11 protein-coding genes and 1 pseudogene are annotated in these 13,719 nt (G+C 71.7%); 1 reads left to right on the forward strand and 11 read right to left on the reverse strand.

Annotated features, from left to right (window positions below; all coding sequences use genetic code 11):
• From IEY78_RS16960 to IEY78_RS16980, 5 genes and pseudogenes are all read right to left on the reverse strand, one after another.
• Window positions 1-358 (reverse strand): annotated as a pseudogene (locus IEY78_RS16960) (hypothetical protein); the annotation flags it as partial.
• A gap of 220 nt (window positions 359-578) precedes the next feature.
• Complete coding sequence (locus IEY78_RS16965; RefSeq protein WP_189099117.1) at window positions 579-1,379, reverse strand: TIGR03936 family radical SAM-associated protein; 801 nt, start codon at window positions 1,377-1,379, stop codon at window positions 579-581.
• Window positions 1,380-1,730: 351 nt separating this feature from the next.
• Window positions 1,731-2,315: a GNAT family N-acetyltransferase gene (locus IEY78_RS16970; protein WP_229700005.1), complete on the reverse strand. Its 585-nt coding sequence runs from the start codon at window positions 2,313-2,315 to the stop codon at window positions 1,731-1,733.
• A 79-nt stretch (window positions 2,316-2,394) separates the two neighbouring features.
• On the reverse strand, window positions 2,395-4,320 hold the full coding sequence (locus IEY78_RS16975; protein ID WP_189099119.1) for a TIGR03960 family B12-binding radical SAM protein: 1,926 nt from the start codon (window positions 4,318-4,320) through the stop codon (window positions 2,395-2,397).
• An 87-nt stretch (window positions 4,321-4,407) separates the two neighbouring features.
• Window positions 4,408-5,961, reverse strand: a complete 1,554-nt coding sequence (locus tag IEY78_RS16980) for a CYTH and CHAD domain-containing protein (protein WP_189099122.1) — start codon at window positions 5,959-5,961, stop codon at window positions 4,408-4,410.
• Window positions 5,962-6,142: 181 nt separating this feature from the next.
• On the opposite strand from IEY78_RS16980, the gene IEY78_RS16985 reads away from it, so the two are divergent.
• Window positions 6,143-6,586: an ATP-binding protein gene (locus IEY78_RS16985; protein ID WP_189099124.1), complete on the forward strand. Its 444-nt coding sequence runs from the start codon at window positions 6,143-6,145 to the stop codon at window positions 6,584-6,586.
• A gap of 6 nt (window positions 6,587-6,592) precedes the next feature.
• Here the strand turns inward: IEY78_RS16985 and rodA are convergent, their stop codons facing one another.
• The 6 genes from rodA to ndk all read right to left on the reverse strand — a co-directional run bounded on the left by rodA (window position 6,593) and on the right by ndk (window position 13,624).
• Window positions 6,593-7,807, reverse strand: coding sequence for a rod shape-determining protein RodA (rodA, locus tag IEY78_RS16990; protein ID WP_189099125.1), 1,215 nt, complete (start codon window positions 7,805-7,807; stop codon window positions 6,593-6,595).
• Window positions 7,804-9,954, reverse strand: coding sequence for a penicillin-binding protein 2 (gene mrdA / locus IEY78_RS16995; RefSeq protein WP_189099127.1), 2,151 nt, complete (start codon window positions 9,952-9,954; stop codon window positions 7,804-7,806). Before mrdA ends, rodA begins: the two co-directional genes overlap by 4 nt.
• Before the next feature lie 51 nt (window positions 9,955-10,005).
• The gene (mreD, locus tag IEY78_RS17000; RefSeq protein WP_189099129.1) at window positions 10,006-10,719 is read right to left on the reverse strand and encodes a rod shape-determining protein MreD; all 714 of its coding nucleotides are present in this window, start codon (window positions 10,717-10,719) and stop codon (window positions 10,006-10,008) included.
• A 3-nt stretch (window positions 10,720-10,722) separates the two neighbouring features.
• Window positions 10,723-11,655 (reverse strand): rod shape-determining protein MreC, encoded by a 933-nt coding sequence (gene mreC / locus IEY78_RS17005; RefSeq protein WP_189099131.1) that lies wholly within the window; start codon window positions 11,653-11,655, stop codon window positions 10,723-10,725.
• Window positions 11,656-11,896: 241 nt separating this feature from the next.
• The gene (locus IEY78_RS17010; RefSeq protein WP_003985182.1) at window positions 11,897-12,916 is read right to left on the reverse strand and encodes a rod shape-determining protein; all 1,020 of its coding nucleotides are present in this window, start codon (window positions 12,914-12,916) and stop codon (window positions 11,897-11,899) included.
• Window positions 12,917-13,210: 294 nt separating this feature from the next.
• Entirely contained in the window at window positions 13,211-13,624 is a 414-nt protein-coding gene (ndk, locus tag IEY78_RS17015) for a nucleoside-diphosphate kinase (RefSeq protein ID WP_189099133.1), read from the reverse strand.
• Window positions 13,625-13,719 lie beyond the last annotated feature (95 nt).

The following is a 13,719-nucleotide window of genomic DNA, read 5'->3' on the forward strand; positions in this document are numbered from 1 at the left end:
CGGGCGCCTCGGCGGCGGCCGGTTCGGCCGGGGCCGCGGCGGGCTCGCCGGATGCCTGCTGCGGGGCGCCGGCCGGGGCGGTGGCCTTGCGGGTGGCCCGGCGGCGGGTACGCGCGGGCTTGGCCTCGTCGCCGGTGGTGACCGCGGAGGCGGTGTGCTCCTCGGCGAGGGCCGCACCGGGTCCGTCGGAGGTGCTGCTCACCACCGCGGCCTCGGCGGCGCCGGCGCCCTTGGGCGGGCCGGCCGGCCGGGAGGCGGCACGGCGCCGGGGCGGCAGGGTGTCGCTGGGTGAATGGTTGTCGTCGGCGCCACCGTTGCGTGAACGCGTCGAATCGGTGGGCTCAATGGGCTCGAGCATGCGGGCGGTTCTCCCGTCACGCTCCCGGGCGCCGCGCCTGATTCCGGTCGCGGTCCGCGTGATGAGCGCGGTCCCGCTGTCCGGGGCGTGGGCGCCGCACGGGAGCTGTCGTCTCGCTCGCCGGCTCCCTTTGGGCGGGGACCGGCGAAAGTCTCCTGGTCAGTGCGTCTGCCGGACCGGGGTGGCTCCCTGGCTGCTCGGCGACGCGACGACGGCGGTCCTACGCAGTACCTTCCCCGGCTGCCGGGGAGACCCCGCTCGTCGCCTTCGCGGCACTCAGCCCGGCGGCCGTGGGTGGGGCGGCCGTGGCAGCGTCGCGGTCGGGCGCTAGCGGGTCGGTCACCGCGCCGGTCTCCTCATCGAGCAGCCCCTGCGCCAGCCTGGTCACCGCAGCGGGGACCGGCGGCGCCAGGTCGGCCGCGGCTCGGAGGCCGGACAGGACGTCGTCGGGTCGAACGGCAGGTGTCAGATGCCGAACAACCAGCCGCAGTATCGCACAGGCTTTGCCGTCGGGCCTATCGCCCGGGCAACCGGCGGCCTCCAGACGCGTCACCGCGCCCCGTGCGTCAAAGGTCCGCATGCCGTTCTTCGTACGGCGCTCGACCTGCACCTCTTCGGCGGCGAGGAACGCCTCGACGGCGCGCCCGGCCTCCTCGGCCCCGACCCCGTCGAGCCGGATCTCCCATACGGAGGCCTCCAGCCGGTCGGCCAGGCCGGAGGTGTGCGCCTCGACGGCGTCGATCACATCGAGGCCGTCCGGCAGCGAGGTGTCGAGCAGCGCGCGGAGCGTGTCCGGGTCGCGGCGCTCGGCGAGCTGGATTTCCAGATACTCGGCCTCGCTGCCCGTGCCGGTGGGGGCGGCGTTGGCGTACGACACCTTGGGGTGCGGGGTGAAGCCCGCCGAATAGGCCATGGGGACCTCGGCGCGGCGCAGCGCCCGCTCGAAAGCGCGCTGGAAGTCGCGGTGACTGGTGAACCGGAGGCGGCCGCGCTTGGTGTAGCGCAGTCGGATGCGCTGCACCGCCGGTGCGGGCGGCGGGCCTTCGGGCTGTCGCTTGCCCAGTGTTACTTCTCCTTGTGAGAGGGCGCTGCCGGATGCCACCCCCGTGGGGCGGGGACGGCCCGGAGGACGCCGTCCGGCGTCGCCCGGTCCGGATCGGCCCCGCGCGGGCGGGGACACGTCGCGCCCGGACTTCTTACCTAGAGTACGTGTCCCGGAACCCGCCGGTTCCCGCCGGGGCACCGCGGCCCTCGCCGGCCGGGCCGCGCGGGGTGCCCCGAACAGGCAGGACGCGGCCGAGGACCCGGGAAATCATGCCCGCCGGGAGTGCGCCGGAGCCGGGCAGCCGTCGACCCCTCGTGCTCCGGTGCGTCAGCCGCGCGGCGACGGCTTCGGTCCGGCGGCGGGGCGGGGCGCGTGGATCCAGTAGCGCAGCTTCTCCGCCCGGCGGTCCTCGAAGACCCCGCCGCAGGCCTCGATGACCTTGCGCGAGGCGGCGTTGGTGTGGTCGCAGGTGACCAGCACCGGGTCGATGCCCAGCTCGTGATGGGCGACCGGCAGCGCGGCGCGCAGCATCGCGGTGGCGTGGCCGCGGCGGCGGGCGCCGGGACGGACGGCGTAGCCGATGTGGCCGCCGTGGTCGAGGAGCGAGGGGGTCAGGCCGTGCCGGAAGGTGACCCGGCCCAGGTACCTGCCGTCCGCCACCCACCACCGGGTGGTCATGGCGACGACGCCGTCCGGGCGCTCGTCGCGCGCGGTGCCGGCGGTCAGCGCCACGTACGCGGCGAACCCCTCGGCGGTGCGCCAACGATCGGCCCACGTGCGCAGTTCAGCGGCCAGCCGGGAGTGCGGTACGGCCTCGGTGCCGTCGGCGCGGAACTCCTCCATCGCGGCGAGGAAGGAGGCGTGGACCTCCGCGGTGGGGGCGATGAGCTGCGGAGGCGTCGGCATCGGCATCGGCCCATTGTGGGCGAGCACACCGCGGCCCGGCCGCGCGGGGTACGCGGGGCCGGGCCGAAGAGGCGTACGGCGGGCGCTACTTGACGACGCTCAGCGGCAGCAGCTTCTTGCCCGTGGGGCCGATCTGGATCTCGGTGTCCATCTGCGGGCACACGCCGCAGTCGAAGCACGGGGTCCAGCGGCAGTCCTCGACCTCGGTCTCGTCGAGGGCGTCCTGCCAGTCCTCCCAGAGCCAGTCCTTGTCGAGACCGGAGTCCAGGTGGTCCCAGGGCAGGACCTCCTCGTACTCCCGCTCACGGGTGGTGTACCAGGCGACGTCCACGCCGAAGCCGGGCAGCGTCTCCTCGGCGGCCTTCATCCAGCGGTCGTAGGAGAAGTGCTCGCGCCAGCCGTCGAAGCGGCCGCCGCCCTCGTAGACGGCGCGGATGACCGAGCCGACGCGGCGGTCGCCGCGCGAGAGCAGGCCCTCGACGATGCCGGGCTTGCCGTCGTGGTAGCGGAAGCCGATGGAGCGGCCGTACTTCTTGTCACCGCGGATCTTGTCGCGGAGCTTTTCGAGACGGGCGTCCGTCTCCTCCGCCGACAGCTGCGGCGCCCACTGGAACGGCGTGTGCGGCTTGGGGACGAAGCCGCCGATGGAGACCGTGCAGCGGATGTCGTTCTGCCCGGAGGCCTTGCGTCCCTCGGCGATGACCTTGACCGCCATGTCGCCGATCTGGAGCACGTCCTCGTCGGTCTCGGTCGGCAGGCCGCACATGAAGTACAGCTTCACCTGCCGCCAGCCGTTGCCGTAGGCCGTGGAGACGGTGCGGATCAGGTCCTCTTCGGAGACCATCTTGTTGATGACCTTGCGGATCCGCTCGCTGCCGCCCTCCGGCGCGAAGGTCAGACCCGAGCGACGGCCGTTGCGCGTCAGCTCGTTGGCAAGATCGATGTTGAAGGCGTCGACCCGGGTCGACGGCAGCGACAGACCGATCTTGTCTTCCTCGTACCGGTCGGCGAGGCCCTTCGCGACGTCGCCGATCTCGGTGTGGTCCGCGGAGGACAGCGACAACAGGCCGACCTCCTCGAATCCCGTGGCCTTCAGGCCCTTGTCCACCATGTCGCCGATGCCGGTGATGCTTCGCTCCCGTACGGGGCGCGTGATCATGCCGGCCTGGCAGAAACGGCAGCCGCGGGTGCAGCCACGGAAGATCTCGACCGACATCCGCTCATGGACGGTCTCGGCCAGGGGGACGAGCGGCTGCTTGGGGTAGGGCCACTCGTCCAGGTCCATGACGGTGTGCTTGGACACCCGCCACGGGACGCCGGAGCGGTTCGGCACGACGCGCGAGATGCGCCCGTCGGCCAGGTACTCGACGTCATAGAACTTGGGGACGTAGACGCTGCCGGTCTTCGCGAGGCGCAGCAGCAGCTCGTCGCGCCCACCGGGGCGGTCCTCCTGCTTCCAGGCGCGGATGATCTCGGTGATCTCCAGCACCGCCTGCTCGCCGTCGCCCACCACCGCGCAGTCCAGGAAGTCCGCGACCGGCTCCGGGTTGAAGGCCGCGTGGCCGCCGGCGAGGACGATCGGGTGGTCCTCGGTGCGGTCCTTGGCCTCCATCGGGATGCCGGCCAGGTCCAGCGCCGTGAGGAGGTTGGTGTAGCCCAGCTCGGTCGAGAAGGAGACGCCGAGGACGTCGAAGGCGCCGACGGGGCGGTGCCCGTCGACCGTGAACTGGGGGACGTCGTGCTCCCGCATCAGGGCTTCGAGGTCCGGCCAGACGCTGTACGTCCGCTCGGCCAGCACGCCCTCGCGCTCGTTGAGGACCTCGTAGAGGATCATGACGCCCTGGTTGGGCAGACCGACCTCGTAGGCGTCCGGGTACATGAGCGACCAGCGGACGTCGCACTCGTCCCACGGCTTGACTGTGGAGTTGAGCTCGCCACCGACGTACTGAATGGGCTTCTGCACGTGAGGGAGGAGGGCCTCCAGGCGCGGGAAGACCGACTCGACAGGCATCGTGGTGATCTTTCATCAGCGGGCAGGGGGGACCCTCAAGCCTAACGTGCTCCGCGGCGGCGGCCGGACCAGCCGCCGCGGACCGGGTCAGGGCCGCAGCGCGGTGCGGTACCGGCGGCGGGACGCCTTCTTCCACACCCGCGGCAGCCGGCGCTCCCGGTCGGCGGCCAGGGCCTCCTCGCGCCCGTGGAGCAGGCCGAAGGTGAAGCCGCTCTCGCCGGCCCGCTGGGCCTGGGTCGCCAGCTCGCGCAGCGTGCCGCGGGCCACGACGCTGTCCTGGTGGTCGCCGAGCAGCTGCTGCACCCGCTTGATGCGGCGGGCGAACTTCTTCGCCGGGCGGCCGAGCGCCGGGCGGGCCGCCTCCGCGGCGTACCGGGTCCGCTTGGCCGCCTTGCGGGCGCCGTGCAGCGCCTCGTCCCGCGCCCGTCCGGCCGGCGCCGCCAGGGCGGTCTCCATCCGGCCGGCCAGCCGCCGGTAGTCCTTCAGCACGGCCCGGGCGGCCACCTCGGGCGCCGGGCGGGCGGCGGCCGGGCGCAGCGGCGGCGCCTCCAGGAGCACGTGCAGCCGCTTCAGCAGGGCGAGGTAGCGGGGCCCGTCCAGGACGGCCAGCAGCTGCCCGCGCGCGCCGCCCCGGCGCCGCTCGGTCCAGATACGCAGCCGGGCGTCGACGGGGCCCAGCCGCAGCTCGCGGGGCACCCCGTCGAGCGCGGCCCGCAGCCGTGCGGTGAGCACCTCGCGGTCCCGCTCCACGCCCAACTCCGCGGCCAGCCACTTGAGTTCGACGCCGAGGGGCAGGGTCTCCGCGCGGTCGAGCACCTTGGTGTACGAGCGGAAGGCGCTGCGCAGCCGGCGGGTGGCGACCCGCATCCGGTGGACCGCGTCGGGCAGGTCGCGGCGCACCGCCGGATCCAGCTCGACGATCGCCCGCACCTGCGCGCGGACGTAGCGCAGCACGACCTCGCCGGCGGTGCCGCCGCCCTTGCCGGTGCCGGGCCCGGCCGCGTCCTCGTACCGCTGGCCCGTCTCGGCCAGTGCCCGCGCCAGTTTCGAGGCGGATCCCGCGGGGCGCACCCCCGCCTCGGCCAGCTTCCGGTCGACGGCGTCCAGCAGCCCGGGGCCGCCGCCACCGACGAGCTCGACCTCGATCTCGTGCCACCGGGCCTGGACCGCCGCCGCCTTCGTCTTCCTGCGCCCCTCGGGCGGGCCGGGCCGCCGCGCGCGCACCGAGTCCACCGCGACCTCCGCGAGCGGCGCGCCCCCGGCGTCCCGCAGCACCCGCACCGTGCGGTGGGTGCGCAGCCGTACGACGGGCACCAGGGCGCGGTCCAGCAGCCGGGATCGCAGGAGGGCGGTGAGTTCCGCGGGCGGGGTGTCGGACAGCGGGGCCCGCACCTCGTCGCGGACGCCCGGCGCGACCGGGAGCTTCAGATGCCAGCCCGCGTCCCTGCCGCCGGTGCGGTGGCGCAGGGTGATGCCCTCCGCGGCCAGGTGCAGTCCGGCGGTGTCGTAGTAGACGGCGTCCAGCTCCTCGGCACCCGCCTCCACCACCGTGGCGACCCCGTCGACCCCGGTCAGGTCGGGCAGCTGCGTGGTCCGGTCGGCCTCGTACTTCCGCTCGATCTCCCGCACGGTGTCCGCCATGCCTCGAATGTAGTCATGCCGCCCCGCCGGGAGCCACCCATCGGACCGGCCGGACGCCGACTGTCCGGGATCCGCCGGGTGGGTGGCACGCACCGCATCCGGTGACTTACGGTGTGTGACGAGTCGGCCACGCAGAGTGGTACCGGCCGCGTACTCGACCCCTTCGGGGAGGGAGACACCCGTGCACCCCCAAGCCGTACCCGCCACCCGGGCGCCCATCCACGTCTCGACCGGCGCCCGCCCGTCCCTCCTGACCGCGGCGAGCGAGCCCACCGCCCCGAAGGCCGCCCGCGACTTCGTCCGGGCGGTGCTGCGCCGCACCGGGCTCGACCCGCTCCGCGACACCGCGGTGCTGCTCGCCTCGGAGGCGGTGACCCGCTGCCATCTGCACACCCCGCGCTCCGCGGACATCCTGCTGCGGATGCTGACCGCCCGGCACGGCCTGCGGATCAGCGTCCATGACACCGCGCCGGTCCGGATCCCGCGCCCGGCCCCGCCGGACGGCGAGCAGGGCGCCGACCACGGGCTGCTGCTGACCGGCCACCTCGCCGACGCCTGGGGAACGACGCCGTGCGAGGGGCCGCGCGCCACCTCACTGTGGTTCGAGCTGTATCTCGGGCGGTGAGGGGGCTCAGCGGGAGGCCGACAGCGGCCGCTGAACGCGGATGGACTGCAGCAGCCCTATCGCGATCCAGACCGCGAACATGGAGGTACCGCCGTAGGAGACGAACGGCAGCGGGAGGCCGGTGACCGGCATGATGCCGAGCGTCATGCCGATGTTCTCGAAGGACTGGAAGGCGAACCAGGCGATGATGCCGGCGGCGACGATGGTGCCGTAGAGCTCGGTGGACTCGCGGGCGATCCGGCAGGCGCGCCACAGCACGATGCCGAGCAGCACGATGATCAGGCCCGCGCCCAGGAAGCCGAGTTCCTCGCCGGCGACGGTGAAGATGAAGTCCGTCTGCTGCTCGGGGACGAACTGGCCGGTGGTCTGGCTGCCGTGGAACAGGCCGGAACCGGTCAGTCCGCCGCCGCCGATCGCGATCCGGGCCTGGTTGGTGTTGTAGCCGACGCCGGCCGGGTCGAGGCTGGGGTTGGCGAACGCGGCGAAGCGGGCGATCTGGTATTCGTCCAGCAGACCGAGCTGCCAGATGGCCACGCAGCCGACGACGCCCGTGCCGCCCAGCCCCAGGATCCAGCGGTTGGAGGCCCCGGAGGCGAGCAGCACGCCGAGGATGACGGCGCCGAGCACCATCACCGAACCGAGGTCGGGCATCAGCAGGATGACGCCGACCGGGACGGCGGCCAGGCCCAGGGCCTGGACGACGGTGCGGTGGTCGGGGTGCGGCCGGTCGCCCGCGTCGACCCGGGAGGCCAGGATCATCGCCATGCCGAGGGTGATGGTGATCTTCGCGAACTCGGCGGGCTGGAGCGAGAATCCGCCGGGGATCGCCAGCCAGGAGCGCGAGCCGTTGATGGTGGCGCCCAGCGGGGTCAGCACCAGCAGCGCGAGCACGACCGACAGGGCGTACAGGATCGGTACCGCGCCGCGCAGGGTGCGGTGCCCCAGCCAGATCGTGCCGGCCGCCAGCGCCAGGCCGATGCCGGTGTTGAGGAGGTGGTGCAGGAAGAAGAAGTACTCGTCGTCGTGGTTGAGCGCGGTGCGGTTGCGGGTGGCGGAGAACACCAGCACCGAGCCCATGAGCGAGAGCGCCAGGCAGGACAGCAGCAGTATCCAGTCCAGCTTGCGCACCACCGAGTCACGCGCCGTCAGCTTTCCCCAGGTGCCGAGTTCGGGGGTGTAGCGCCGGATCGAGAACGCCCGGGACGTATGGCTGGTCGTCATCGTGGGCTCTCCGATGCGGACGGCGAGGGCGACGGCGGGGCGTACGGCTTGATGGGCTGGGCCTCGATGGAGCCATCGGTGTCGATCTTGGGCAGCCTGGCCTCCGGCCTCGGCAGCAGGGCCGCCTTCGGGTCGATGCCGCCCTTCTCGTCGATCCCGTAGAGCGCGTTGTAGATGTTGCGCACCGCGGGACCGGAGGCGCCGGAGCCCGTACCACCCTGGGCGATGGTCATGACGATCGTGTAGTCCTTGGTGTACGTCGCGAACCACGAGGTCGTCTGCTTGCCGTAGACCTCGGCGGTACCGGTCTTGGCGTGCATCGGGATCTTGTCCTGGGGCCAGCCGCCGAACCGCCAGGCCGCGGTGCCCCGGGTGGCGACGCCGGCGAGGGCGCCGTCCATCTGCCCCAGGGTCTTCTTGCTGACCGGCAGTTTGCCGTGCGGGTGCGGCATGATCCGCTGGATGTGCTTGCCGTCGGGGCTGACGATCGCCTTGCCGACGGTCGGGTTGTAGAGCGTGCCGCCGTTGCTGATCGCGCCGTAGATGGTGGCCATCTGGATCGGCGTGACGAGGGTGTCGCCCTGGCCGATGGCGTAGTTGATCGAGTCGTAGGCGTGCAGCTTCATGCCCTCCAGGCAGCCCTCACGGGCGAGCTTGGTGCCGAAGTCCTTCTTCTTCGGCCAGGCCTTGGCCTGCTGGCACCAGCCGGCCTTGTTGGCCTTCCAGAACGCGTTCTTCCACCTGCGGTCGGGGACCCGGCCGGTGACCTCGTTGGGGAGGTCGATGCCGGTCTCCTTGCCGAGGCCGAACTGGTGGGCGGTCTTGTAGAACCAGTCGTTGGGGTCCTTCTTGGGCTTGTCCCCGCCGTCCTTCTTCCACTCCTCGTGCGAGAGCCGGTAGAAGACGGTGTCGCAGGAGACCTCCAGCGCCCGGCCCAGGCTGATGTCGCCGTGGCCCTCGCCCTCGAAGTTCTTGAAGGTCTGGCCGCCGATGCTGTACGAGCTGGTGCAGGGGTAGTGGCCGTTGAAGTCGTAGCCGGCGTTGACCGCGGCCGAGGTCGAGATGACCTTGAAGATCGAGCCGGGGGCGGCCTGCCCCTGGATGGCGCGGTTCAGCAGCGGGTAGTCGGAGTCCTTGCCCGTGAGGTGGGCGTAGTCCTTGCCGGAGATCCCGCCGACCCAGGCGTTGGGGTCGTAGCTGGGGTTGGAGGCCATCGCCACCACCCGGCCGGTCTTGGCCTCCATGACGACCACGGCGCCCGAGTCGGCCTTGTAGTTGGTGCCGGTGTTCTTGTCGAACTCCTTGCGGGCGTCCTTCATGGCCTGGTCCAGCTGCTTTTCCGCTATGGCCTGCACACGGGCGTCGATGCTGGTCACGACGCTGGCTCCGGCCCGGCCCTTCTCGCTCTTGGCCTGACCGATGACCCGGCCGAGGTTGTCGACCTCGTAGCGGGTGACGGCGGCCTTGCCGCGCAGCGCGCTGTCGTACGTCCGCTCCAGCCCGGACCGGCCGATCTGGTCGGAGCGCAGCAGCGGCGAGCGGGTGTCCTTGGCCTTGTTGATCTCGACGTCGGTGACCGGCGAGAGATAGCCCAGCACCTGGGCGGTGTTGGCGGTGCCGGGGGCGGCGTAGCGGCGGACGGCGGTGGGCTCGGCGCTGATGCCGGGGAAGTCCTCGGAGCGCTCACGGATCTGGAGCGCCTGCTGGGTGGTGGCCGCGTCGGTGATCGGGATCGGCTGGTAGGGCGAGCCGTTCCAGCAGGGCTGCGGCGTCTTGGAGTCGCACAGCCGGACCTTGTCGCGGATCTCCTTCGCCGACATCCCGAGCACCCGGGCGAGCCGCCCGAGCACGGCCTTGCCGTCGTCCTTCATCTTCAGCAGGTCGGTACGGTTCGCGGAGACGACCAGCCGGGTCTGGTTGTCGGCCAGCGGCACGCCGCGGGCGTCGAGGATGGAGCCGCGGGTGGCGGGCTCGACGACCTGCTGGACGTGGTTGCTCCTGGCCTCGTTGGCGTACTCCTGGCCATTGCGGATCTGCAGATACCAGAGCCGTCCGCCGAGGGTGACCAGCAGGGAGAAGACCAGGATCTGGATCGCGATGAGCCGGACGGTGACCCGGGAGGTCCGGGTTTCCGGGAGATTACTCATGGCGCGCAGCGCCTCCATGAGGGGTGGTGGTCGGATGGAGACGGGAGGGCGTCACAGTCGCTTGACCCCCTTGATGCGGCCCACCTTGTCGCGGGCGGACTTGCCGAGCAGGCCGCCGCGCTGGGTGCCGATGCCGGCGCCGGTGCGCAGGGACTTCATGGCGCCGCGGCTGGCCTTGAGGCCGGTGCCGGTGGTCAGCCAGCCGTACCCGGCGTCGCCGGCGGAGCCGCTCGTGCTGCCGGAGCCCTCGCCGGCCAGCAGATCGCTGTCCGTCTTCCGCGCCAGCGCCATCACCAGCGGGACGGTGAAGGGGGCCAGCAGCAGGTCGTAGAGGGTGGCGCTGAGCAGCAGCCCGACGATGCCGACGTGCCGGGCGGCGGTGTCGCCGACCAGCGCGCCGACGCCGGCGTACATCAGCGTCGAGCCGATGGCGGCGCCGATGACGACGAGCAGCGGCAGCGTCGCCGAGCGGTGCCGGCCGGAGTCCGGGCGGGTCAGGCCCGCGGCGTAGCCGATGACGCAGAGCACCAGCGCGTAGCGGCCGATGGCGTGGTCGGACGGCGGGGCGAGGTCGGCCAGCAGGCCGGCGAAGAAGCCGATGAGCGCGCCGCCGACATGGCCGTAGACCAGCGCCAGGGCGACCACCACGAGCAGCAGCAGGTCCGGTACCGCGCCGGGGAGTTGCAGCCGGGCCAGGATCGTGACCTGGATGACGAGGGCGACGACCACCAGCGGGGCCGAGAGCAGGATCCGGTTGATGCGCATCGGTCAGCTCCTGGGAGAGGCGCTCGCGGAGGGGGAGGCCGTGACGGTGACCGTCGGTGTCGGCTTGGGCTTGGCGGGCCGCGGCGGCAGCACGGTGTCACGCGGGTCCTCGCGGGGCGGCTGGACCACGACGCCGACGATGTCGAGCTGGGAGAAGGCGACGAAGGGCCGGACCTGGAGGGTGCGGGTCAGATCGCCGTTGAACGGCTCGACCCGTACGACCCTGCCGACCGGCACCCCCGGCACGAACGGCTTGTCCTTGCTGGAGCCGAAGGTGACCAGGCGGTCGCCCTTCTTGATGTTGGCCCGGCCGTTGAGCAGCTGCACGCGCAGCGAGCGCACGCCCTGCCCGTTGGCGAAGCCGATCTCGTTGGTCTTCTCCATGCGGGTGCCGACGGTGAAGTCCGGGTCGGCGGCCAGCAGGACCGTGGAGGTGCTGGGGCCGACGGTGGTGACCCTGCCGACCAGGCCGTCGCCGTTGAGCACGGTCATGTCGCGGGCGATGCCGTCGCGGCTGCCGGCGTCGATGGTGATGGTCCAGGAGAAGCCCTGGGCCGAGCCGATGGCGATGACCTGGGCGCCCTTGATGGCGTACTGGCCGGTGCCGGCGGTCTTGAGGATCTTGTCCAGCTCGGCGGCGCGGGCGCGGTTGCGGTCGGAGGAGCCGAGCTTGGCCTTCAGCGCCTCGTTCTGGTGCTCCAGCGTGCTGATCCGGTCGTGCCGCCGGCCGGAGTCGCGTACCGCGCCCACGGCGTTGCCGACCGGGTCGACGACGCGGGCGACACCGCTTTCGACCGGCCCGAAGGCGGAGGCGGCGGCGTGCCGGGCACCATCGAGCGGGGACTGTTCGCCGCCGCGGATATCGACCGTGATCAGCGCGAACGCGATCGCGACCAGCAGCACCAGCAGCAGCCGGCTCTCTCGTGTGTCCCTCACGTGCGGCGGCCGTGTCCTTCCTCGTAGGACCGGCCGGCTGCGGGCCCCGCCGGTCTCGTTCGGGAGTTGAGCGTTGTGCCTGATGTGACGGTGCCGGATGGTGAAGCGTCAGGCGCCGTGTCTGTTGGGATGTGTGCCTGTATATCAGCGATCCGGCGGACGGATCGGCCGCTGCCGCCGTGGCGTCCGGCCGCCGTGGCCGCCGGGTGGCGGCCGCGGCGCCGGACGGACCCGGCGGGTGCTACCGGCGCGGCTGGGAGTCGAGGACCTGCTGGAGCGCCTCGAACTCCTCCACGCACTTGCCGGAGCCCAGCGCGACGGAGTCGAGCGGGTCCTCGGCGATGTGGATGGGCATACCGGTCTCGCGGCGCAGCCGCTCGTCGAGGCCGCGGAGCAGGGCGCCGCCTCCGGTGAGCACGATGCCGCGGTCCATGACGTCGCCGGACAGCTCCGGCGGGCACTTGTCGAGGGTCGTCTTGACCGCGTCGACGATGGAGTTGACCGGCTCCTCGATGGCCTTGCGGACCTCGGCCGCCGAGATCACGACGGTCTTCGGCAGGCCGGAGACCAGGTCGCGGCCGCGGATCTCGGTGTGCTCGTCCTGTTCGAGGTCGTACGCCGAGCCGATGGTGATCTTGATGCTCTCGGCGGTGCGCTCGCCCAGCAGAAGGCTGTACTCCTTCTTGATGTGCTGGATGATCGCGTTGTCCAGCTCGTCGCCGGCCACCCTGATGGACTGGGCGGTGACGATGCCGCCGAGCGAGATGACCGCGACCTCGGTGGTGCCGCCGCCGATGTCCACGACCATGTTGCCGGTGGCCTCGTGGACCGGCAGACCGGACCCGATCGCGGCGGCCATCGGCTCCTCGATGATGTGCACCTGGCGCGCGCCGGCCTGGGTCGAGGCCTCGATGACGGCACGGCGCTCGACTCCGGTGATGCCGGAGGGCACACACACCACGACCCGCGGGCGGGCCAGGTAGCGCCGCTTGTGGATCTTGAGGATGAAGTAGCGGAGCATCCGCTCGGTGATCTCGAAATCGGCGATCACGCCGTCTTTCAGGGGCCGTACGGCGACGATGTTGCCGGGCGTGCGCCCGATCATCTTCTTCGCCTCAGCACCTACCGCGAGGATTCCGCCGGTGTTGGTGTTGATGGCCACGACCGACGGTTCGTTGAGAACGATTCCGCGGCCCCTGACGTACACCAGCGTGTTGGCGGTCCCGAGGTCGACAGCCATGTCACGGCCGATGAACGACATGTTGTTCCCCATGAGGATACGTCTGGCCTTCCCAACTGGAGCGAATGCTTACTGGAGGTCGGCAGGAGGTGATGCGCTGCGAGGCGCGGAAGCCTCCATGGTAGTTCGTGGTGGGCCCACTCGAACACGTCGGGAGGCTGTTCCGCCATTGTCAGCCGTACACGTTCCCGGCCCCCTCAATGGTGACGTCGTGTCGCGGTGATGCGTTCCCCCGATCGTGTCGTATACACCAAAGGGCGACCGACGTTTTTCTCGGTCGCCCCTGGTCACGAGGGGTATACAGCTGATGAGGCGTCAGGAAATCCCGGGGAAGAAAATCTTGATCTCGCGCTCGGCGGACTCTTCGGAATCCGAGGCATGGATCAGATTCTCCCGGGTGATCGTTCCGAAGTCCCCACGAATGGACCCACTCGGTGCGGCAATCGGGTCAGTCGGACCGGCCAGCGCCCGCACGCCTTCGATCACCCGCTCGCCCTCGACGATCATCGAGACCACCGGACCGGCGGACATGAAGGCGACCAGCGGCTCGTAGAACTCCCGGCCGACGTGCTCGGCGTAGTGCTGCTCGAGAAGGGACCGGTCCAGGGTCCGCATCTCCAGCGCGCTGATCGTCCAGCCTGCCTTCCGCTCGATACGGCCGAGGATCTCGCCGATCAGACCCCGCTGGACGGCGTCGGGCTTGAGGAGGACGAGGGTGCGCTGGCTCACGGAGGGACTCCCTGGATATGAACAATGGTCAGCGGGTGCACTGAGGCTACAGGGGCGCGCCCACCAGCCGTCACCCGCCCACCCGGCGGGCCCGC

This window comes from Streptomyces kronopolitis (assembly GCF_014646275.1).
Lineage (GTDB): Bacteria > Actinomycetota > Actinomycetes > Streptomycetales > Streptomycetaceae > Streptomyces > Streptomyces kronopolitis.